Below are 22884 nucleotides of genomic sequence, written 5' to 3' on the forward strand. Positions count from 1 at the left end.
TTCAGGCGACAGCGGGGGATCCGACCCTCCCGGCCCGTGCCCGCCCTCCATCGAAGCCCCGCTCGTTGCCAACCGGAAACTCGGCATCCGTGCGAAAAAGCGCACAACAAACAGACGAGTGACGGCATTGAAGTAGGCAATACCAAGCTGAGCTCCACTCGAAGTGACTGCCCCCAGACCTTCGTGGGACCTACCCACCCCCCACGTGGGAACAACCCCCGCGAATGGGAGCACTGATTCGAACCATCGGATGCTCGATATCGATAGCCCACAATGATTCGCACGAGCACAACATAAATGACTACACTCGCTCCATGGCCGTCATGTTGGAGCTCGCAGAGCTCAGTTCCAAGGTCGCGCGCAGCCTCGCCCAAGAGAGCGCAGGCCAGTCCTGGCAGGCCCTCTTTGGCGCCCGCCCGCCATGGCGAGGCGCTCGGAGCCTGGCCCGCGAGCGCTACCGCTACATGATCCGCTCGCCCTGGCCCCAGCCCAACCCCCACGCCCCGACGCGCCTGCCCCCCTCCGTGCTGCACCTGCCCTCCGCGGAGCTGAGCGAGTTCCGGCGCGTGACCATCGGGCGGCTGACCCGGGCCCTGCGTCAACACAGCGTCCCGGCCATGCGCTTCGCCGTCGAGCACGCCGAGTACCCCGCGCTCAGCGACGCAGACTTTGCCCACCACCTGACGCAGACGGTGATGTGCCGAGGGATGAGCCCCTCCTTGACCCCTGCCGAGCGCGCCCGCCTCGAGCTCCCGCCTGGGCTCGGGGGCACGGTCTACAAGTACGACACGACCCCGGCGGCCCTGCTGCGGCCCCTGCCCGGCCTGCACATCGCGGGGGCCATCACCTACCTCCTGCGCCCGCGCCCCGGGGCGCCCTGCGAGCCCCTGGCCGTCGCCATCGAACCCCGCGCTGGCGACGACGCGCCCCTGCTGATCCGCGCCGGAGACGGCCCCGCCTGGGAGCTCGCCAAGTACCACGCGATGCAGGGCGTGACCTACTGCGCCGTGTTCGGCCACCACCCCCTCAACCACTTCCCCGCGGACGCCATCAACGCCGTCAGCAAGACCGTGCTCCCGCCCGCGCACCCCCTCGCGCGCCTGCTCGCGCCCCACTTCTTCAACCAGCTGAGCCTCAACTTCTCGGTGATGTTCATCGACAAGTCCCCGCTCCACAACCGGCAGCGCGAGTTCTTCACGGGCTTCGCCAACGACGGGCCCGAGTCGCCCCTGGAGCTGTTCAGCGCCTACTACTGCGGCGATCTCAACCACGAAGACGTCTCGGCCTACCGCTGGCCCCGCGAGCCTCCCCGGCTGCACGGCGACTACGGCGACTTCGTCCGCGGCTACCACCGGGTGATCATGGCCTTCGTCGAGGAGGCCCTCGACGGGGTCGCCCTCGACGACGCGGTGATCGAGCGCTGGCTCGAGGCCGCCGCCGCCCACGTGCCCGGCTTCCCCGGCCCTGGGAGCGCCCGCGCCGACGTGCTCGCGGCGATCGGCCAGGTCATCTACAACGCCTCGATCGCCCACAGCGTCGACCACTACTCCTTCAGCACCATCCCGCTCCTCGATCTGTGCATGCGCCTGCGCCTGCCCCCGCCGCGCTCCCGCGACCTGCCGAGCCTCGACCGCGGCGTCCTCACCACCCTCGAGGACCGCTTCCGCATGTACCTGACCTACCTGATGCACGTCCGGCCCTCGACGCACCGAGCCCTGCGCGAGGTCGACTACGGCTTCGAAGACCCGCGCCGAGTCGCCGCCCAGGCCCGCTTCATCGCGGCCCTCGAGGCCTACGACGCCGACCCAGGCGTGACCCGCCACGCGCCCCTCGACGAGATCGCGGTCAGCATTCAGTACTGAGAGGGCCTACGTCGCGGCCTGGTGCGAGCCCGATCCCTGGGGCCGCGCGTCCTCCTGGGGCCGGCTCAGGTCCCAGCGGTGCAGCGCCTCGCCGGTGCTGGCGACCAAGCCCGCGGGGCGGTTCAGCCACGCCAGCGAGCGCAGGCTCGGAGGGCTGCCCTCCCCCAGCAAGAGCATGCGCGGCGGATCCAGCGGCAGGGTCGGGACGATCAGCCCGTCCTCGTCGCGCGGGGCGTGGTCGGGGTGGTAGAGGCGATCCAGGCGGACGCTCATCGCGAACAGGGCCTGGTCCGGGCCGGCCTTGGCGTTGGCCGTGTAGCTGGAAAAGCGCAGCCAGTCGGCCTCGGGGGACCACTCGAGGCCGCTGATTTCGCGGGCGAAGGTCACGGCCTCGACCTGGGGGCGCATGGGGTCCGGCCAGCTGATCAGCCACATCGCGTTGCCCCCCGCGCGCTCGGTCACGAGCACGGCCAGGGGCGCGCGCGGGTGGACGAGGAGCTCCTCGATGGGCTCGAGCATGCGCGCGTGGTCCTGCCCCTCCTCGCCCTCCCCTTCGGGCTCGCGCGCGCGCAGGGCCGGCGGCCGCGGGTCGACCCAGTCGACCGGGCGCGGGAGCACGGCGGGCTCGTCGAGGAGCATCAGCACCCCCGGGAGGGCGTGCTGGATGTCCTGGAGCTGGTGAGTCATGGGCACGATCGACTGGCGGTCGTAGACGAACATGCCCGGGCCGCACACGTGCACGAAGGCGTCAGCGGGGATGCTCCGCTCGCCCACCAAGCTCGGCGATCCGCCCTGCACGTCGAGGGTCAGCAGGCGCAGGGGCTCGCGGCCCATGCCAGACTTGGCGACCATGCTGAGGTAGCGGGTCGGGCCCAGGGCCTCGAAGGAGATGACCTGCTCGTCGAAGCGCCCGGCCAAAAAGTACGCGCGCGCGCGCGCTTTGGGGTCGCCGGGGTTGTCGGCGGTCACCGGCGACACGTCGAGGACGTGGGCCCGCCGGCGCCCGGCGTAGGCCACGACCCCCGGCCAGGCCTGGCGCGGGTACAGCTGCGAGCCCGTGTTGACGATGTTGGCGTAGTCGCGCATCACCACCTGCAGGGTCGGCGCGTCCGGGCCGTCGAGGCGGATCGCCGTCAGCCCGTTGTTGAGCTCGATGGTCCCCACGCAGGCCGGCCAGGGCGTGGCGAACACCCCGTTGACCTGGGCCGGCAAGAGGTGGCGGCGAGCGACCTGCCCGTCCGCGGCGCGAGCCTCATCGATGGGGTACCAGAGCCTGGAAGGATCCATCACGGGCACGGGGCTCCTAGCTGGGGTCGAGGTGATTCACGCGCAGGAACTGCGACAGCCCGCGGGTCAGCTCGTCGTCGTACTCGCTCTTGCGCCACTCGATGTTCATCTGCCGCGCCTTGCGGCTGATCCTGGCGTTGGACTCCTTGAGCCCAGCGACCCAGTTCTCGGCGCTGTCGAGGAGCCGGTAGCAGCGCAGCGGGTTGTCCCGGGTGAAGCGCTCCCACAGCGGGATGGGGTCATCGGGGAACACGGCCGCGTTCACCCGGTCGATCGCGCCCTTCATCTTCCGGCAGTACTTGTCGTAGCCCTTGATGTCGTTCTCGACCATGTACCAGTCGGTCCCAAAGTTGATGCGCCGCTTGAGGTAGGGGTAGGCCTTCATCAGCCAGGTGAAGGCCTCCTCGTGCTTCTCGACGTCGAAGTAGGAGATGTCCGTGTAGACGTTCTCGAAGTCCTCGATGAGCTTGATGATGGACTTGACCCACGGGCCCGTGCCCGACTCGTTCCACCACACGCTCGGGTCGCGGTGGCCCATGGCCCAGCGCGTCGCCATGTTGCGGCGGATGCTCCCGCGCCAGTCCTCCCAGTCGTCGCCCACGAAGTGGGCCAGGCACAGCTTGAGCTTGGGGTAGCGCGTCAGCACGGGGCGCCAGGCGTCGGGGCTGACGTGGGTGTCGGAGAACCACCGGATCCGAGCCTTGCGCTTGGGGTCCTTGCCCTTGCTGGTCTGGAGGGTGCGCTTGACCGCGTCCGAGGCGACCTCGTAGTAGAGGTCGCGCTCGTTGGTGTACATGCCGCCCGGCGTGCAGTGGGTGAGGATGGGGATCTCCTCGGCCTGGCAGCGCTGGAAGTAGCTGGCCATCTGCGGCAGCCACTTCTCGTAGTCGCTCGGCTTGTAGCCCAGGGGCGTGTACATCTTGAAGCCGATGTAAGGCCCGACGTGGCTCTTGGTCGCGACCTTGTCGAAGGGCTTGTCCCAGGCCTCGGCGACGCCCCGACCGCTGGCCCCGGGCGCGAGCTGCCAGCGCCGGGGGTCGTAGTGGAACAGCGGCATGTAGCTCCACGGGTTCTTGACCGCGGCCATCAGCGTGCGCTCTTGCTGCTCACCAAAGCCCTCGTAGAGGTCGTACTCTTCGTCGTCGACGAACTCCACCTTCCACTTTTGGGCCTCGTTGGTGTCCTCCCACGTGTCCATGTCGTAGGAGATGAAGTAGTAGAACTCGCCCGCGACCCCGTTGCGCTCGGCGAAGGTCACCGTGCGCATCTTCTTGCCGGCCTGCTGCGCCGCCGCGTCCCGGGCCGCCTCGGCCTGGGCCTTCTCGGCCGCGGTGTAGGGCGCCCCGGTGCTCGCGTCGACGTGCCGGGGGATGGCCGGACCCAGGGCCTCCCAGGACTCGACCGCCACGGGCATGCCCATGCCCATGCCCATGCCCGTGGACACGTACTCGGTGTACGAGCGCTCCTTGCGTTGGGCCACCGGATAGTAGATGGGCTCGCCGAGGTAGCCGTCGAGGTGGGCCATCTCCATGTCCATCTCGAGCACGATCATCGGCGTCAGCCGGACCTCCCCGGCGTTGGTCCGCGGGAAGGAGCGCTCGTCCACGAAGGTCTTTTTGTTGCGCGCGGCCGCGATGTCGCCGATGGCGTTGGTCGACTGCGTGCCGACGGTGCCGAACTCGCCCTTGAGCTGGGTGAACAGCCAGCTGCGCGCGAGCCAGTCGAGGCGCCGGCGCGGCTGCCCGTCGACCGCGCCCATCGGCACGATGCCCCAGACCAGGGGCATCGGCGCGCAGCTGTTGCTCTGGATGTGCATGTGCGCGTCGAACACCAGATCCGGCGGCGGCGACAGGCGCAGGGTGTTGAAGGTCGCGTCGGACTCCTCGACCACGGGCGCGACGAGGTGGCTGTCGACGCGCTGAGAGCTCTCGCGGCCCCGGGGGATCGGCTTGGGCACGCTGTCGGCGAAGCTCAGCCCCGACTTGACCAGGTTGTCGTGGACCTCGACGAGCTTGGCGAGGGTGTCGTCGTCGAGCTTGCCGTCGAGCTCGCCCTTCTCGGCCTTGTCCGCGGCCCCGTCGACCCAGTCGAGCTTGAACTTGTAGACAGCCAGGCGGGTCTTGTGGGTGTAGGTCTCGCTGATCTCGCCGAAGAAGTAGCCGAGGTTCTGGAGCCGGGCGTGGACGCCGGTCAGGTGGGTCACCGGATCGAGGTGGCCGACCCGCATCTTCCGCTCGTAGCGGGTCTTGCGGGCCAGCACCGGGCCGCTGCCGTCGAGCGGCGCCGGCTCGTCCGGGGTCGTCACGGCCACCGCCGCGCGGGTGATGTCCAGGGGCAGATCGACGTGGATGATGCCGTCGCCGTCGGTCGTGCCCTCTTGCTGCTCAGCCTTGCCGCGCTTGGCCAGGACCAGCTCGTAGGCGTAGTTCTTCAGCGGCTCGTTGGCGCCGTCGAGCAGCCGCAGCCGCAGCCAGCGGCGCGGCTTGGGGATGACGTACTCGTGCTTGGCGCGGGTCCCCGCGGCGTCGGTCTTGGTGTCGAAGTCGGGGATGACGACGACGTCCCCGGGGTAGAGCACCCCCTCGCGCCGCGTCTCGAACAGCTCCGCGTTGTCCGGGTGGTCGCGGACCACCTCCCACTTCGTGAACCCGTAGCGCCGAGCGATCTCGGGCAGGGTCTCCCCTTGCTTGACCTCGTGTTGTTTGGGCACGGGCGACCTCGGCGCGCATCATAGCCCAGCCGCGGCGATGCTCGCTCGCCAGTTTGGCAACGCAGCCCTGCGGCCTCGGCGGCCGTGCATTCCAAGCGAAGCGTCGCGCCCCCTCCCGGGCCCGCGCCCGCAGGCGGCGCACGCCGAGCCCGAACGCGCGCCGGATTCGAACACTGGGGTGATCGAAAATTCTCAAACTCGGATCGGATTCGAAGCACCGCCCCGAATTTCGAGCGCGCGCCCGTCCAGCGGGCTCCCAGGCTGCGGTGGTATCGTGGGAGCGAACTTGGACGCCGCGTTGCTTTGGTGGGCGTCTTCGAAGCGGGGACTTCTCCCTGGCTTTCACCCTGAAATTCGGAGTTGAGCATGCCGTCTTGGATCGTCCGTCAATCCCTCGCCCCTTGGGCCCTCCTCACGGTCGGCGTCGGCATCACGGCCGCCGCCTGCACGCCCACCGAGGGCGCGGGCAATGACGAGGCCGGGACCGCGCTGACCCTGACGACCGCGGGCAACTCCGACGACACGGGCATGGACACCGAGGACGGGGACGACGACGACGGGCCCGACACCCTCGACACGGACACCGACACGACCACCTCGGGCGGCGACGGCGAGACCTGCCTCGAGGGCGTGCCCACGCCGCCCAACTGCGGCGACGGCGTGCTGACCGACGACGAGGCCTGCGACGACGGCAATACCAACGACGGCGACGGCTGCTCCGGGGACTGCCTGTGCGTGGGCGCGGGCTGGCAGTGCCCGACCCCCGGGGAGCCCTGCGTGCAGTACCCCTTGTGCGGGGACGGGCTGGTCGTCCCGCCCGAGCCCTGCGACGACGGCAACGTCGAGCCCGGCGACGGCTGCTCCGAGAACTGCAAGATCGAGATCGGCTGGAAGTGCGAGGGCGAGCCGAGCATGTGCACCGAGACGACCTGCGGCGACGGCATCCAAGAGGGCGCCGAGGCCTGCGACGACGGCAACACCATGCCCTTCGACGGCTGCTCGTCGATCTGCCAGGCCGAGCCCAACTGCGACGAGAACGGCTGCACCTCCGAGTGCGGCGACGGGCTGATCATCGACGAGGAGTGCGACGACGGCAACAACACCGACGGCGACGGCTGCTCGGCCCAGTGCACCATCGAAGAGGGCTTCACCTGCGAAGAAGACGACGCCTGCGAGATGATCAACGGCGAGTGCGTGCTCCGGGTGCCCGCCGTGTTCCGCGACTTCCTCGCCGCCCACCCCGACTTCTCCGTGAGCTGCGACGGGCTCCAGCCCGGAGGCGTCCAGCCCATGCTCGACGGCCAGGGCAAGCCCGTGCCCACAGGCTCGCTGTGTCAGGCCGGGAGCCTGGGCCAGTGGTACACGGACTCGGCCGACAGCGCGACGATCGTCGGCGACATCGTGCTGTTCGACAACGGCCAGGGCGGCTACGTCAACCGCTGGGGCGAAAACGGCGAGCAGTGGACGGCCTTCGTCAACGCCCAGTGGGCCGCGAACACCCTCGCCGAGTGCGTGAACGATGGCTGCGTGCCCTGCCCCTGGGACCCCAACACGGGCTGCTGGGCCGACGAGGTCGCCTACGACGGCCAGCCCTTCTTCTTCCCCATCGACGGCCACCCCGACGCGCTCGCGGACACCCTGCACCCGGCCCGGGTCGGCCCGGCCTACGGCTACGACAGCTGGCCCTACGAGTCCGACATCATCCCGGGCGCGGGCAACCACAACTTCTTCTTCACCACCGAGGTCGTGTACTGGTTCCAGTACGACGCCGACGTGATCGCGCAGCTCGACTTCACCGGCGACGACGACGTGTGGGTGTTCGTCAACAACCGCCTCGCCGTCGACCTGGGCGGCGTGCACGTGCCCGAGAGCGGCTCGGTGACCATCAGCGCCGCCACGGCCGGGCAGTTCCAGCTCACCGACGGCGGCGTCTACCAGATCTCCGTGTTCCAGGCCGAGCGCAAGCTCGACGGCTCCTCCTTCCGCCTGACCCTCGACGGCTTCTCGAACACGCCCTCGAACTGCCTGGCGATCTGCGGCGACGGCATCGTCGGCCTGGGCGAGCAGTGCGACGACGGGGTCAACGACGGCGGCTACGGCGAGTGCGCCCCGGGCTGCGTGCTCGGGGAGTACTGCGGCGACGGCATCGTCCAGGAGCAGGAAGACTGCGACGACGGGAACTACAACAACGCCGACGACTGCCCGAACTCGTGCATCTACGTGCTCATCGAGTGAGCTCGAGCCCTGCGCCCTACCCCTGGTAAGTAAAGATGCAGCGCGTGATCGGCTGGATCACGTCGCGCGAGACGTAGAGGTAGTAGTCCTCACCCGGGACCAGGGCCGCCGGCGCGGCGCCCTCGGCCGGGAAGCGCTGGCTCGTCCCCGCCGGCACCTCGCCAAAGCTGACCGTGCCGCTGCCGATGGGATCGCCAGCCTCCGGGACGTCGACGCGCCACACCGTCCCCTCGGGCAAGTCGAGGTTGGGCGGCACGGTCGGGTTCTCGCTGCCCGCCTCGAGCACGTAGACGTAGCGGGCCAGGCCGCCGCCCCACTTGACCGTGCCGTCGGCGTCGACGCCCTCGCCCCCCTCGCAGGCCGTCGGCTCGTAGAGGCGCTGGGTGTGCAGCGGCCCCCCGGCGAACTGGCCCTCGAACTCGTCCTTGGTCCGCCCGCGGTGGGCCAGCTCGGCCTCGAAGAAGGCCAGCATGCGCTCGGGGTCCGTGCTCGGGATCCCGACCAGGTCGCGGTCGAAGCCGTTGTTGTCCTCGGCCGGGTAGGCCCCGAAGGCGCTCGAGTCGATCCACCCCGCCGCGAAGGCCAGGCCCGAGTCGTAGAAGGTGTCCGTCCAGTTGCCGAGGGCGTCGACGGTCCAGTTGCCGGGGCCGTCGGGGGCCACGTCGGAGTGGCAGCACACGCAGCCCGAGGCCTCGACCTGCTCCTTGACCCAGTCGAGCTCGGCGACGTAGGTGGGGTCCTCCATGCGCGGGTCCTCGGCGGGCTCGGCCGTGTTCGGCGGCGCGTAGTAGTAGGGCCGCTGGGTGTAGACCACCTCGCAGCTGGCGTAGTCCTCGAACTGCCGGCCCGGCTCCGTCGCGCCGCCGATCATCTGCCAGGTGCAGACTTGCCCGTCCGCGCTGGTCCCAGGGGCCTCGCCGGGCAGCGGGTCGACGCACTCGAGGGTCGGCTGGGTGAAGGTCGGGAAGGGGCCGCCGCCGCCGCCGTTGCCCGTGCCGTCGCAGATCGGCTCGGGCACCCACTCGCCCCCGCCGAAGGTCTCGCAGCCCACCGCCTGGACCTCGCAGCTGTCCGCGTCGAACCCGTAGATGACCGTCTTGACCTCCCCGGGCGTCCCGCCGTCGGTGACGCAGCGCCCGAGCACGTCCTGGGTCGAGCAGAACGCGTCGAGGGCCGACACGCCGTAGAGGGCCGCGCAGTCGTCGACCACCGCCTCGCCCGTCCACCCCGAGCCCGTGTACTCGCGGCACTCGGCCGACTGCGTGAACACGCTGACGTAGTCGCAGCTGCCCGCCGAGGACTCGGGCTCCGAGCCCGTCTCCCCGCTCTCCTCTCCTTCGCCACCGTCGTCGTCGAAGGAGTCGCCTTCGTCCCCGACCTCCTCCGTGCCGTCACCGCTCTCGCCGTCACCCGCGCCGTCGTCGGCGACACAACCCTGCGCCAAAAGCGCAGTCGGGAGGATGAGGGAGAGACGACGGAGTCGGCGCATGTCGGTGCTGGACATGAACCAAACATTGAACAAACTTTGTCAAACGCAAGCGCCTCGACTCAAAAAACCTCTAGCCGATCGAGCACTCACTTCGACATCGATACGGCGAAAGAGCCGTAATCTCCCCTCGAACATGGCGTGCACAACTGTTCTAACAGCCGAACGATCCATGAAAAAAAGCCTGACCGTGCCAAAAAATCACGGTCAGGCTTTGTTCAACAATCGCTCGAAAACGAGCTCAGTGGTGGCAGTAGGCGTCCTCGCCGAACACTTCCTCGCCTGGGCCGGCCACCGCCATGTTCGACGGAAGGTCGAGGGCGTCCTCCGGCTGACCGTCGGCGTCGATCTGCCACCACAGCGGGCTCGGGTCCCGGGGATGGTTGCCGACCTCGGCCATGGTCGCGGCGTCGAAGATGCGGCCGTTGACCACGGTGTAGGCCACGTCGTCGCTGACGCGGATGTCCGCGAGGGGGTCGCCAGCGATCACCGCGACGTCGGCGAGCTTGCCGACCTCGAGGGAGCCGAGGTCCGCGTCGAGGCCGACGTAGTAGGCCCCGTTGAGGGTCGAGGCGCGCAGGGCCTCGTGCGGGGTCATGCCGCCGAGCACGAAGCTCCACAGCTCCCAGTGCGCGGCCAGGCCCTCGCGCTGCCCGTGGGCGCCGAGGTTGACCTTCACGCCGACGTCGTTGAGCTCCTTGGCGATGGACGCCGCGCGGACGTGGTTCCAGTCGTCCTCGCCCACGTGCATGCGCCGGCGCGAGCGCGGGTCGACGTTTTGCCGGGGCACGAAGGCCATCAAGCGCGGGTGCGCCCACACGTCGTCGTGCTGATAGAAGTAGTTCTCGCCCCACACGCCGCCGTAGGCGACGACCAGCGTCGGCGTGTAGCCCACGTCGGTCCCGCCCCACAGCTGGCGGACGTCGTCGTAGATCGAGCCCACGGGGATGGCGTGCTCCACCCCGGTGTGCCCGTCGACGACCATCGTCATGTTGTGCATGAACAGCGAGCCGCCCTCGGGCACGACCATCATGTCCATCTCGCGGGCGGCCTGGAGCACCTTTTGACGCTGGTCTCGGCGGGGCTGGTTGTAGCTCTTGACCGAGATGGCGCCGATCGCCTTCATCCGGCCCATGTGCATGCGCGCGTCGTCGAGGGTCTCGATCTGGGCCCGGAACGAGCCCTCGGCCCCGTAGAGGATGGTGCCCGTGGAGTAGATGCGCGGGCCCACGGTCTCGCCGGCGTTGACCAGCTCGGCCGAAGAGAAGATCGACAGGCTGTCGTTGCTGGGGTCGTGGACCGTGGTCACGCCGAAGCTCAGCTCCGAGTAGTGCAGGTAATTTTGCTCGGGCTGCATGCCCCGGCTGGCCTGGGGGCCGTGGGCGTGGACGTCGACGAGGCCGGGGATGAGGGTGTGGCCGGAGACGTCGATGACCGTGGCGTCCCCGGGGACCTGGACCTGGTCCTTGGCGCCGATGGCCACGATCCGGTTGCCCTCGATGACCAGGGTGCCGGACTCGATGATCTCGTCGCCCTTCATGGTCACGAGCTTGCCGCCGACGAGGGCGAGCTTGCCCGTGGGCGCGTCCGTGGGCACGGAGAAGCCGACGTTGACCCGCTCGATCTTGGGCTCGGGCTCGTCGGCCTGCTTCTCCCCTTCTCCTTCAGCGGCTTCGGCTTCGGCCGGCTTCTCGGCCGTGGCCGAGCCGTCGAGGAAGTCGAACACGTCGTTGAGCGGCCGGGTCATCAGCTCGGGGCCGAGGATCCAGTGCAGCGCCTTGCCGTCGCCGGACCAGTGCACGAACCAGCCGGCCTGCTCGCTGACCTTGGCGCTCGGCAGCCCGCCGCCGTTGGGGCCCACGTCGACGGTGGTGCCCGTGGTCGGGAACGCGGCCACGTGCACGCGGAAGCCCTCGACGAAGGCGAGCCAGCGCCCGTCCGGGGACACGGCGAACTGCTCGGCGCGGGCGCTCTTGGCGTGCTCGCGGCGCTCTGAACCGTCGAGCGCCATGCTGACCAGCACGCGCGAATCGTCGGGGCCCCCGTCGATCAGGAACACCCGCTCGGAGTCCGCGCCAAAGTGCGGCTCGGAGCCGCCCCGGCTGACCCGGGTCTCGACGGGCTTGGCCGCCTCGGCGCCCCGCCGCCCGCGGCGGGCCGGCTTGCTGTCGAAGGGCACGGCGTAGATGCCGGTGTTCTCAGACCAGCGCGGCGACATCAGCCCGCCGCCGCGGGTCCGGCGGTAGACCACCGTCGAGTTGTCCGGGGCCATGACCGGCTCGACGTAGTGCCCCGGCGTGGGCGTGACCACCCTGCCCTCGGCCCCGCCCTCGATGGGGACGACGCGGACCGAGCCGAGCTGCTCGTCGTCCCAGCTGACGTAGGTGACGAAGCGGCCGTCCCGAGACAAGCTCGGGTAGTACTCCATGTGCTCGTCCTGAGTGGTCAGCCGCCGGACCTCGCCGCTTTGCATGTCGCGGACGTGGAGCTTGCCCAGGGCCTGGTAGACCACCTTCGATCCGTCGGGGCTCAGCTGCGGCCAGCGCAGCACCTTGACGTCGAAGCTCTCCGGCGCGACCTCGACGGCGTTGCGCCGGGCCTCGTAGACGGTCCGGGTGTGCTCGACGTGGAAGTCGATGATCGTCGCCTCCCCGCCCTCGCGCCCCACCTTGTGAATCTTGCCGCCCGACCAGAACACGATCGCCTCGCCGTCCGGGGTCCAGTCCATCTGCGGGTAGACCCCGTGGATGGCCCAGGTCTCCTGCATGTCGCGGTCGAGGGCGTCGTAGACCGGCCACTCCTTGCCCGACTCGAGCTCGCGCACGAACAGCACGGACTTCAGGCGGACGCGGCGGACGTAGGCGAGGTACTTGCCGTCGGGAGAGGGCGTGGGCCGGACCGCCCCGCCGGGGCCGCCGACGATCGACTCGAGCCTTCCTTCTTCCAGGTCGAGGCGCCGGATCGCGTAGATCTGGCCGTTGGGATCCTTGTTGTACTCGAACACCCCGCCGGGGGTCATGTCCTCGGAGAAGTAGAGGTAGCGCCCGTCCGGGGAGAACACCGGCTCCCCCGAGTCCTTTTGCTCGGTGCGCTTTTTGGTCAGCTGCACGCCCTTGCCCCCGCTGCGGTGGTAGAGCCACATCTCGCCCGAGCCGATGCTGCGCCGCGAGGTGAAGTGCTTGCGGCCCACGAGGTACTCGCCGTCGGGGCTCCAGGCCGGCGCGGTGATCAGCCGAAAACTCTCCGAGGTCACCGGGCGCGGCTCGTCGGAGCCGTCGGCCGGCATCACCCACAGGTTGTCGCCGCCGCCCCGGTCGCTGGTGAAGGCCAGCCACTGCCCGTCGGGGGAGAAGCGCGGTTGCATGTCCCAGGCCACGCCCTCGGTCAGCGCCTTGGCCTCCCCGCCGGCCATGGGCAAGCTATAGAGGTCTCCGAGCAGGTCGAAGACGATGGTCGCCCCGTCGGGGGACACGTCGAGGTTCATCCACGTGCCCGTGCTGGTGTCGAGGGTCACCTCCTTAGGCGTCCCGGGCGGGCTGTCGACCTTCCAGGTGCAGTCCTCGTCCGCCGACACGCTCGCGTCACCGTCGGCGCACCACTCGGGCGGCTCCATCCCGGCGTCGCGCACGGTGACCCCCGAAGGAGGGGCCCGCAGCTCCCCCGCGGGTGTGCTCGAGCCCGGCGTGCACGCGAGCGCGACCAGACCCAGGGCGCCGAGGAGAGCGAAGGGACGAGAGGGGGCGATCCGATCAGCCTTCATCGGGGGCACTCTCGCACAATCACTCCAGGAGAGCCGCCCGGGGCAGGGTCTGGCTGCTCGCTTTCGATCCCGGTCCACACCCTGGAATGGGGCCCATGACTGGCGCGTCATCGGCGCGTTGAAGCGGCGGTCACCGCGGACTCAAAGCGAACAAATTTGATAGGCGCGGGCTCACAAAGCTGCGCCCATTTTCGCGCCTAGAAGCTCGAAAATGATCGGGCCGATTGATCGAATTCACGCATTCCGGGCTCGAATCCAAACACTCCTGGTTCGATAGCGAACATATTGAGATCTCTCCACATCATTTTTGATCGAAAGCCAGTGATTTGAGCGAAAACGACCATATTATCTCCGCTTTTTTCTTGCACGCTTTCACGTAATGGGGCTTAACTGTTTTCAGCTCCTGATGACCCTGCGTGGCATTTGACCACCGCCCGCACCGAGCCCCCACCGACCTGAATTTTCGAGGCCCGCCATGTCCCCCAAGCGCCGCTTCTCCACCATCCTCCTCGCCGTCGTTCCCACCCTGGTCGCGACCACCGGCTGTGAACTCCTCGACGTCTTCACCGAGACCAGCGGCGTCGTCGACGTGTTCGCCACCAGCCACGGTAGCCCCGACGACGAGGGCAACGTCCCCGACCGCAACTCCAACCAGATCATCTTCGTCAACGACATGGGCTGGGAGGTCTTCATCGACGAGGCCGTGATCACCACCGAGGGCGTGAGCCTCGAGCGCTGCGACGGCGCCGACAACTTCGACGTCGAGCTGTACTGGGGCGCCCTCGCCGAGGACCTCAACGCGGCCCCCGACTTCGACGTCACCGGCCTCGGCGGCGTGCGCGTGGACTCCGGCGACTACTGCGAGCTGCTCGTGAGCTTCGGCCCGGGCGCCGAGGGCGAGGGCAGCACGGTCTACCTGGCCGGCTCGGCGGTCAACGGCGACACCCACGTCGACTTCGTGTGGCAGTCCAACATGGCCATCGAGGCCACCGTGGACATCAGCTCCGTCGAGGGCGGCGAGCCCTTCAACATCAGCTCCTCGGAGAACTTCTCCAAGAAGCTGACCATCACCAAGGACTACACGCGCTTCTTCTCGGGCGTGGACTTCAGCGCCGAGCTCAGCCAGGCCGAGATCGACGATCTCGTCATCGCCACCTTGGACAAGGACACCTTCGCCTTCCCTGGCACCGACGCGCCGATGATGCCCCCCAAGCCCTGAGTACGGTCCCCAGGCCGGCTCTGCGCCGATTTGGAAGAACCTCGCGCCTCACGCGCGAGGTTCTTCCAATTTCCGCCGCTTTGCCTTGCGCCCGGCTCCTGCCCCCCATACCCTCCGCCCGTGCCCAAGGACGACCATATCGAGTTTGACGGCGTCGTCACCGAGGTTTTGACCGGCGGTATGTTCCGGGTGAAGGTCGACGACGATCACCTGGTCATCGCCCACCTCGCAGGAAAGATGCGAAAGTTCCGCATCAAGGTCGTGCTCGGCGACCGTGTCAAAGTCGCCGTCTCCCCTTACGACCCCAACCGCGGACGCATCGTCTACCGCGTGCGCTGAGCGTCAGACGCTAGACTTCCCCCGTGGCGGACGATCGCAACGACTTCGATCTGCTCGAGGCCTGGCGAGGCGGGGACGAGCGCGCGGGGCGGGAGCTCTTCGCCCGTCACTTCGACGCCATCTACCGCTTCTTCCGCTCGAAGATCGAAGACGCCGCCGACGACCTGACCCAGCAGACCTTCCTCGGCTGCGTCAAAGGCAAGGATCGCTACCGCGGCGACGCGAGCTTCCGGACCTACCTCTACACCATCGCGCGCAACCGGCTGTACACGCACATCCGTGACCGCAACCGGCGCGACGCCGTGCTCGAGGTCGGCAACGAGTCCGTCGCCGACCTCGGCCTCGGCTCGCCGACCAAGCTGATCGCGGCCAAGGCCGAGCATCGGCTGCTGCTCGTCGCCATGCGCCACCTCTCCCTCGAGATGCAGATCGCCCTCGAGCTGCACTACTGGGAGGGCCTGAGCGTCCGCGAGATCGCGCTCGTGACCGAGACCCCCGAGGGCACGATCAAGCGTCGCTTGCAGCGGGCGCGGATGAAGCTCGACGAGCTCATCGTGCAGCTGGCCAACGACGACAAGCTCAGCGCGAGCACGACCGCCAACTTCGCCGAGTGGGCCCAGGGGCTGCGAGCCCAGCTGGGCAAGCCCGACGACGGTTGAGCCTGTCCCCAGGCGGGGCGGGCACCGGGGGCTTCCCTGCTCCCCCGCGCAGGCGAGCCGTGCGAGACTCCCCCGCGTGAACCCCTCGACCTCCCCCAAGCTCGAGGCCCTCGTCGGCGAGGTCCTGGACGAGCGCTACCGCCTCGACGCCCTGCTCGGCGCCGGCGGTATGGGTGCGGTCTATCGAGCCCACCACCTGGGCCTGAGCCGGGACGTGGCGGTCAAGGTGCTGCACCCCGACATCGGCGCGGACGCGGGCATCGCCAAGCGCTTCGACCGGGAGGCCCAGAGCGCGTCTCGCCTGTCCCACCCCAACTGCGTCCGCGTCGACGACTTCGGGACCACCAAGGCCGGCATCAAGTACCTGGTGATGGAGCTGCTCGTCGGCCGCGAGCTCGGCGAGGCCCTCGACGCGGGCGAGGCCTGGCCCCTCGACGCGGCCCTGGGCGTGATCGAGGACGTGCTCTCGGGCCTCGACCACGCCCACGCCCACGGCATCGTCCACCGCGACCTCAAGCCCGAGAACGTGTTCCTGGTCCGGCAGCTGCCCGGAGACGCGCCGACCATCACCAGCTCGTCTCGGGAGCGCGCCAAGCTGGTCGACTTTGGCATCGCCAAGCTGCTCGACAGCGAGGGCGCCGTCGAGGCCCTGACCCGCGCCGGCATGGTGTTCGGGACCCCGCGCTACATGAGCCCCGAGCAGGCCGCGGGCGGCAAGATCGACGAGCGCAGCGACCTCTACTCCGTCGGCGTGCTCGCCTTCCACCTGCTCACGGGCGCCCCGCCCTTCGACGCCGAGGAGGTCGGCGCCGTGCTGCGCATGCAGATCATGGCCGACCCCCCTCCCCTGCCCGAGTCGATCCCCGAGGCCGTCCGCGAATTCGTGGGCGCCCTGCTCCAAAAGTCCCGCCACGATCGCCCGGTCAGCGCCGAGCAGGCCCTGGCCAGCGTCCAGGCCCTGCGCGCGAGCAAGGGCGCGAGCGCCAGCATGGGCGCCGAGGTGCGCGTCGACGCGCCGGGGACCCGGGCGACGACGGAGCCGGGCGCGAGCCAGAGCGCGGCCCCGACAGGCGGCCTGTCCGACGGCATCCCCCGCCGGGTGACCACGGCCCGCGAGCTCCCGGCCAACCCCTCGGCGATGATCGGCCAGACCCTGGCCAAGCGCTACCGCCTCGACGCGGTCATCGGCGTGGGCGGCATGGGTGCGGTGCTCCAGGCCTTCGACACCCAGACCCAGACCACCGTCGCGGCCAAGATCCTCCACGCCGCGCTGAGCGGCGACCCAGACATCCACGCCCGCTTCCAGCGCGAGGCCGAGACCGCCGCCCGATTGTCCCACCCCAACATCGTCCCGGTCCTCGACTACGCCGTCACCGACGACACCCCTTACCTGATCATGCCCCTGTTGACGGGCTGCGAGCTGCGCGAGCTGATGGGCGCGCCCTTGCATGCCCAGCGCGTCCGCGAGCTGTTTCGCCAGCTCCTCGACGCCCTCGACTTCGCCCACGGCCAGGGCGTGATCCACCGCGACCTCAAGCCCGAGAACCTGTTCGTGACCCGGAGCGCGAACGGCCACGAGCGCCTCCAGCTCGTCGACTTTGGCCTGGTCAAGGTCACCGACGGCTCGTCCAAGGCGATCACCAGCTTCGGCCAGGTGTTCGGGACGCCGGCCTACATGAGCCCGGAGCAGGCCCGCGGCCAGGTCGTCGACGCGCGCACGGACCTCTACGCCGCCGGGGTCATCCTCTACGAGCTGCTCACCGGCGAGCCGCCCTTTCGGGCCATCGACCCCGTCGCCCTGGTCCGCATGCACCTCGACAGCCCGGCGCCGCCCTTGCCGGCGGGCGTGCCCGCGGACCTCGAGTCGCTGTGCATGGCGCTGCTGGCCAAGGATCCGGACCAGCGGGTGGCCAGCGCCGACGCGGCCCAGCGCCGCCTCGGCGACGGCGTGCGGCGGGGCGGCACGATGCAGCTGCCCACGGCCACGCCGACGGCGGCCCACACCGTGCCTCCGGTCCAGGGCCCGAATCAAGCCCAGCCCCGGCCCGCCTCCGCCTCGCCCTCGCTCCCCCCTGCGCTCATCTACGGCGGCGCCGGGGGCCTGTTCGTGCTCCTGCTCCTCGTGGTGCTCGCGGCCTGGCCCGACGGCGACGAGGGCAAGGACAGCGACGACGCGACGGCCCAGGCCGACGTCGCAGACGCGAAGCCCGACGCCCGAGAGCCCCTGACCAAGGAGAGCCTGGCCAAGGCCGCCGGCTTTGGTCCGCGACCCTCCGAAGACACCTACATCGCCATCGATCGGGCGATCACCGGCAAGCGCCGCGACGAGGCCATCGACCTCATCCGCCAGGCCAAGGACGAGTTCCCCGAGGACGCCGGCTTGCTGTGGCGCGAGGGTCGGGCCCTGGCCACGGGCGACCAGACCGATCGCATCAGCGCGCTGCACCGCTACGCCGAGGCCGTCGCCGCCGACGACAGCCTCGGCGATGACACGCAGTTCCAGGCGGAGCTGCTCACCTTGCTGCGCGACCCCAAGCTGCGCGAGATCGCCATCGACACCGCCGTGCGTGAGCTCGGTCGCCACGGCCGGCCCTTCCTCATCGAGCTCCTCGGCGACCCCAAGGTCAAGCTCGGCCACGGGGAGCGCCACCGCATCCTCGACGCCCTCGCCGAGCACCCCGCGGACTTCGAAAAGGTCGATCACGCGCGCCAGCGCGGCCTCGACCTGCTCCAGGCCAAGGACTCGTCCACGCCCTGCTCCGACTTCTCGGATGCGCTCGTTGCGATCGCCCGGGCCCACGAGCGCGGCGACGTCGCGGTGCTCTTCGACAGCAAGCTGCGCGTGCCCAAAAAGCCGGGCAAGGGCGAGTCTGCGGGCGACTGCGCCGAGCTCAGCGTGGCGCTCGAGACCACCCGCGGGGTCCTGGCCACGACCTACCCCGACGCCGCCGCCGAGCTGCATTAGCTTTGCCCCCGCAGGCGGCTCGAACCGGGGGCGCTTCGTCGCCGTCCGCTCCTCCGCTTTGGTCGTGGGGCAATGGGGTTCGTGCCTGGGAGGGGGCATGTGGTCGCCCCGGGGCGGGGCGTTGGCTACTTTGCCCCCGCGGGCGGGCAATGCGGGCGGACGGATGGTAGCATCCGCGCGCTCTTCAACGACGCTCAACATCGAGCCCATCGAGCCAGGAATCCCCATGAAAGTCGCCGTTCTCGGAGCCGCGGGTGGCATCGGCCAGCCCCTCTCTCTCCTCCTGAAGCACTCCCCCCTCGTCAGCCACCTCGCGTGCTACGACATCGCCCCCTTCACGCCTGGCGTGGCTGCGGACCTCAGCCACATCAACACCCCGGCGAAGGTGACCGGCCACGTCGGCGCGGAGCAGCTGGACGAGGCCGTCAAGGACGCCAACCTCGTCGTGATCCCGGCCGGGATGCCCCGCAAGCCCGGGATGACCCGCGATGACCTGTTCAACGTGAACGCCGGCATCACGATGACCCTCATCGACGCCTGCGCGCGCAACTGCCCCGAGGCCGCGCTGGCGATCATCACCAACCCGGTCAACGCCACGGTCCCGATCGCGGCGGGCGTGCTCGAGAAGCACGGCGTCTACAACCCCGCCAAGCTGTTCGGCGTCTCGACCCTCGACATCGTGCGCGCCAACACCTTCGTCGCCGAGCTCAAGGGCCTCGACGTCGCCGAGGTCAACGTCCCGGTCATCGGTGGCCACAGCGGCGTGACCATCCTGCCCCTGCTCTCGCAGGTCAGCCCCACCTGCTCGTTCACCGACGAGGAAGTGGCGGCCCTCACCACGCGCATCCAGAGCGCGGGCACCGAGGTCGTCGAGGCCAAGGCCGGCGCTGGCTCGGCGACGCTGTCGACGGCCTTCGCCGCGGCCCGCTTCGGCGTCTCCGTGCTCGAGGCCCTCAACGGCAAGCAGGGCGTGGTCGAGTGCGCCTACGTCCAGTCCGACGTGGCCGAGACCGCGTTCTTCGCCACGCCCCTCGAGCTCGGCACCGGCGGCGTCGCCAAGAACCTGGGCATGGGCGAGCTCTCCGACTTCGAGAAGCAAAAGCTCGAAGAGGTCTTGCCCGCGCTGAAGGCCAACATCGAGAAGGGCCGAGCCTTCGTCGCCTCGAAGGCCTAGCTCTCACGCGCTGGCCGAGCTGTTCGGCCGCCGACGCCCGGTACACCCCAGCGCCCGCGCTGCAGGTCGACCGGGCGTCGCGCGTCAACACAGGCGCTGCAGCAGCGCGACGTCGACCCAGGCGCCGTCGCGCCAGCCGATCTGGCGCTGGATCCCGACGAGCTCGAAGCCCAGGCTCGAGTAGAGCGCCATGGACGGCTCGTTGTCGACGAAGATCCGAGCGACGAGGTGGTGGGCGCCGCTCGCCTCGGCCTCGGCGATGAGCGCCGCGGTCACGAGGCGCCCGAGGCCGCGGCGGCGGTGGGCCTGGGCGACGAAGGTCGAGAGCTCGCGGGTCCGGGCGTAGCCGCGCTTGGGCGACCACGGCTTCGCGCGGCCCCACGCGGCGACGGTCGTGCCCTCGCGCTCGGCGACCACGACGTGCACCTTCGGATCGGCGAGCTCGGCGGCGAAGTGCGACGCGAGCGGGGCTTCGGTGTCGAGGGTCGAGCCGCCCGCGTCGACGGACTCGGCGTAGATGGCCGCGATGGCCTCTGCGTCGGCCTGCGTGGCCTCGCGTACTCGGGCAGCGCTCACGGATGCATCCTAGCGCCACCATTGGACCCAGCTCCCTTTGAACCATCAGCGGCCTCCCCGGGACGGGCACCGCGATGCTTGCCTTGCTGTGGACCCTCTCCCTCGCGCTGTGGGGCGGCGCGGCTGGACTTCAGGATGACCCAGAGTCCGTCCCAGCCCCGCCTCCGGCCCTGAGCGAGGGCGTGGACCCGCAGGCGCGCTTCGAGCCCCCCGCGCTCGAGCCGGTGCCGCTGCCCGACATCGTGCCCGAGGAGCCGGCGGGCGCGGTCGCCAGCCCGGCGATCGAGCCCTTCGGCCCGGGCACCATCGCGGACGCCCCGGGCCCGACCCAAGACCGTCCCTCGAAGCTCCGAAAGGATCAACGCATGGGCTTGGGCGCGGCGGCCATGGGCACCGTCGGCCTGGCGGCGCAGTGGGGCGCGCTCGGGGGCACGGGCGCGCTCTCGGCCGACCGACCCCGGCGCGGCGACCCCAATCCCGGGATGGTCATCGGCCTGGCCCTCGGCGGCGTCCTGACCCTCGACGCCGTGATGTTCTCGGGCTTCGCCGCCAAGGAGCGGGGCAAGTACGACCGTGGCATCTTCGACGAGGCGACCCGCCGACGCCGGGCCCGGACCGCGAAGGCCAGCGGCGGCGCGCTGATGGGCCTGGGCGCGGCGACCATGCTCGGCACGGGGCTGGCCTGGCCGACCCTGCGCGAGGCCTGCCCCGCCGGCATCGGCTGCAACGTCGCGGGCCTCCACGCCGGCGGCCTGCTCCTCGGCGGCGGCGTGGCCCTGCTCAGCTACGGCAACAACCTGTCCCCCGATCGCCGCCGCCCTCGCCTGAGCGCGACCGAGCGCAAGGCCCGGACGCCGATCTACGTCGGGGCCGGGCTGGTCACCTACGGCTACGTCATGGCGGCCTTCACTGGCCTCATCCCGGCCCAGAGCGACCCCGACGACGCCCGGTTGCGACGCATCCGCGACCGCATGCTGATCCCCATCGTCGGCCCGTGGATCGTCGCCGCCGGCCCGGACGCGCCGCTGTTCTTCGCCATGTTCACCGGCGGCATCGGGGCCCTGCAGATCGGCGGGAGCATTGCCATGCTGGCCGGCGGGATCCGCCTGGGCGTCCAACGCAAGCGCCGCTCGCAGACCGAGATCGCGGTGCTCCCGAGCGCCAACGGCGTGTCCGTGGTCGGACGCTTCTAGCGAGCCCCTAGAACGAAAATTGCAGTCCGTAGAGGCCGAGCAGCGAGACGTTGGGGAAGGAGCGCACGATCGGCGTGTTGTTGTTGAGGCCGATGGCGATCTGAGTCCGCTCCCGAAACACCGCGCGGCCCTGGACGACCAGCGAGATCCACCGTCGGATCGCAAAGCGGGCCTCGGCCGAGGGCGAGAGCACGAAGGCGAAGCGGTCGGTCTGGGCGACGTCGGTGTTGTTGATGGGCCACGACCCGCCCACGCCGAAGCTGGCCGCCAGGGACAGGGGCGAGATGACGTCCACGACCACGCCGGCCTCGAACAACAGGCGCGCCCACGGGAGCTTGGTGGTGACCCGACGCTCCTCGTCGAGGAGCGAGCCCGGACCATAAAAGCCCCACTGGCCGATCGAGCCGCCGATTCGGGCCTCGTAGGCGACCCGAGACCAGCGCGGGTTCCGAGGCCGAAAGTTCGCCCCGAGGGTGGCCAGCGCCGTGAAGTAGGTGGGATCGCGGACCTTGTCGTCCACCCCGCCGTAGGCGATGGCAGGCCCTCCGCCCTGGACCAGCGTGAGGTTGAAGGTCAGCAGCCGCGCGGTCTGGTGGACGTCGCCGGGCTCGGCCTTGCCGTCGACCACGGTCGCCGCGCTCTCTTTGTAGCGGCGGTCGCCGATCAGCGTGTAGCGCAGGGGGTCGCAGGTCGCCCCCGGGGCGAGGATGCGCAGGCGCTCGGGCTTGCCGTCCTCGCCCGCGCTGCGGCTGGCCTCTTGCAGCGAGTAGCGGCGCATGCCGCCGCCGGGCTCGAGGAACTCGACGTGGGAGATGCGGCTGCCGGGGATGTCCGTGGCCCACTCGCTGACGTCCACGTCGAGGTAAATCTCCTCGCGGTCGACGTAGGACGAGAGGGTCTGACCCGCGCGCTGGAGGATGTCGGTCCAGCGCTGGTCCGGGTCGTGGCGCTCGAAGGTCACCGCGAGCGGCGGGGTGAGCTGGACCCACTCGTCGCCGTCGGAGCCCTCGCCGGGGCACAGGTACTGGCAGTTGCCGTCGTCCAGCGCCGTCGCCGAGCAGCTCAGGCCGCCCTCGATGGTCACGTCGGGGCAGGTCCCCGAGGGCCACACGCACGCGGGCGGGCTCCACAAAAAAGCCACCCGGTGCGGCTCGAGCACGAGCTTGCCCTGGGGCCAGGCCGAGTCCCAGTCGGCGGCGAAGCGCGTGGCCGTGGGCCGCTCGTCTTCTGTGGGGCGGGAGCTCGATCTCGAGGCGCCCCGAGCCCAGCTCGCCCACGCCGCTCGAGCTCCACGCCCGGGGCAGGTGCACGCGCATGCGCCCGTTGCCGCGCAGCGGCCCGACGCAGGTCTTGGGATCCAAGCTGGCCTCGCCCGCGCGCAGCACCAGGCGCTCGCGGTCCGACTCGCGCAGGCGCATG

General features: G+C 70.1%; 14 protein-coding genes. 8 read left to right on the forward strand and 6 right to left on the reverse strand.

Annotated features, from left to right (window positions below; genetic code table 11):
• The first annotated feature begins 314 nt into the window (after nucleotides 1–314).
• Entirely contained in the window at nucleotides 315–1862 is a 1548-nt protein-coding gene (locus PPSIR1_RS24445; RefSeq protein WP_006973849.1) for a hypothetical protein, read from the forward strand.
• A 6-nt stretch (nucleotides 1863–1868) separates the two neighbouring features.
• On the opposite strand, the gene PPSIR1_RS24450 is transcribed toward PPSIR1_RS24445, so the two are convergent.
• Both PPSIR1_RS24450 and PPSIR1_RS24455 read right to left on the reverse strand, forming a co-directional pair.
• Entirely contained in the window at nucleotides 1869–3149 is a 1281-nt protein-coding gene (locus PPSIR1_RS24450) for a hypothetical protein (protein WP_006973850.1), read from the reverse strand.
• A 16-nt stretch (nucleotides 3150–3165) separates the two neighbouring features.
• Entirely contained in the window at nucleotides 3166–5859 is a 2694-nt protein-coding gene (locus PPSIR1_RS24455; protein ID WP_006973851.1) for a LysM peptidoglycan-binding domain-containing protein, read from the reverse strand.
• A gap of 366 nt (nucleotides 5860–6225) precedes the next feature.
• Between PPSIR1_RS24455 and PPSIR1_RS24460 the strand changes: the two genes are divergently transcribed.
• Nucleotides 6226–8094, forward strand: a complete 1869-nt coding sequence (locus tag PPSIR1_RS24460) for a DUF4215 domain-containing protein (RefSeq protein WP_232296540.1) — start codon at nucleotides 6226–6228, stop codon at nucleotides 8092–8094.
• Nucleotides 8095–8110: 16 nt separating this feature from the next.
• On the opposite strand, the gene PPSIR1_RS24465 is transcribed toward PPSIR1_RS24460, so the two are convergent.
• On the reverse strand, nucleotides 8111–9598 hold the full coding sequence (locus tag PPSIR1_RS24465) for a hypothetical protein (protein WP_157595934.1): 1488 nt from the start codon (nucleotides 9596–9598) through the stop codon (nucleotides 8111–8113).
• 223 nt (nucleotides 9599–9821) lie between these two features.
• Nucleotides 9822–13340, reverse strand: a complete 3519-nt coding sequence (locus PPSIR1_RS24470; protein WP_086001661.1) for an amidohydrolase family protein — start codon at nucleotides 13338–13340, stop codon at nucleotides 9822–9824.
• 475 nt (nucleotides 13341–13815) lie between these two features.
• On the opposite strand from PPSIR1_RS24470, the gene PPSIR1_RS24475 reads away from it, so the two are divergent.
• The 5 genes from PPSIR1_RS24475 (at nucleotide 13816) to mdh (ending at nucleotide 19696) form a co-directional block, all read left to right on the forward strand.
• Nucleotides 13816–14559, forward strand: coding sequence for a hypothetical protein (locus tag PPSIR1_RS24475; RefSeq protein ID WP_006973855.1), 744 nt, complete (start codon nucleotides 13816–13818; stop codon nucleotides 14557–14559).
• A 120-nt stretch (nucleotides 14560–14679) separates the two neighbouring features.
• Nucleotides 14680–14898, forward strand: a complete 219-nt coding sequence (gene infA, locus PPSIR1_RS24480) for a translation initiation factor IF-1 (RefSeq protein ID WP_006973856.1) — start codon at nucleotides 14680–14682, stop codon at nucleotides 14896–14898.
• A 23-nt stretch (nucleotides 14899–14921) separates the two neighbouring features.
• Nucleotides 14922–15557 carry an RNA polymerase sigma factor gene (locus PPSIR1_RS24485; protein ID WP_006973857.1) on the forward strand — a complete coding sequence of 212 codons (636 nt, stop codon included), beginning with the start codon at nucleotides 14922–14924 and terminating at the stop codon, nucleotides 15555–15557.
• Between the two features lie 76 nt (nucleotides 15558–15633).
• Nucleotides 15634–18522: a serine/threonine-protein kinase gene (locus PPSIR1_RS43680; protein WP_006973858.1), complete on the forward strand. Its 2889-nt coding sequence runs from the start codon at nucleotides 15634–15636 to the stop codon at nucleotides 18520–18522.
• Between the two features lie 226 nt (nucleotides 18523–18748).
• Nucleotides 18749–19696 (forward strand): malate dehydrogenase, encoded by a 948-nt coding sequence (gene mdh, locus PPSIR1_RS24495; protein ID WP_006973859.1) that lies wholly within the window; start codon nucleotides 18749–18751, stop codon nucleotides 19694–19696.
• A gap of 84 nt (nucleotides 19697–19780) precedes the next feature.
• Here mdh and PPSIR1_RS24500 read toward each other — a convergent pair whose 3' ends face one another.
• Nucleotides 19781–20272 (reverse strand): GNAT family N-acetyltransferase, encoded by a 492-nt coding sequence (locus tag PPSIR1_RS24500; RefSeq protein ID WP_006973860.1) that lies wholly within the window; start codon nucleotides 20270–20272, stop codon nucleotides 19781–19783.
• Nucleotides 20273–20346: 74 nt separating this feature from the next.
• Here PPSIR1_RS24500 and PPSIR1_RS24505 point away from each other — a divergent pair, with 74 nt between their 5' ends.
• Nucleotides 20347–21465, forward strand: a complete 1119-nt coding sequence (locus PPSIR1_RS24505) for a hypothetical protein (protein ID WP_045116669.1) — start codon at nucleotides 20347–20349, stop codon at nucleotides 21463–21465.
• A 7-nt stretch (nucleotides 21466–21472) separates the two neighbouring features.
• Here PPSIR1_RS24505 and PPSIR1_RS24510 read toward each other — a convergent pair whose 3' ends face one another.
• Nucleotides 21473–22624: a hypothetical protein gene (locus PPSIR1_RS24510; protein ID WP_157595935.1), complete on the reverse strand. Its 1152-nt coding sequence runs from the start codon at nucleotides 22622–22624 to the stop codon at nucleotides 21473–21475.
• Nucleotides 22625–22884: the final 260 nt, after the last annotated feature.

Origin of the sequence: Plesiocystis pacifica SIR-1 (assembly GCF_000170895.1) — a bacterium.
Classification (GTDB): Bacteria; Myxococcota_A; Polyangia; order Nannocystales; family Nannocystaceae; genus Plesiocystis; species Plesiocystis pacifica.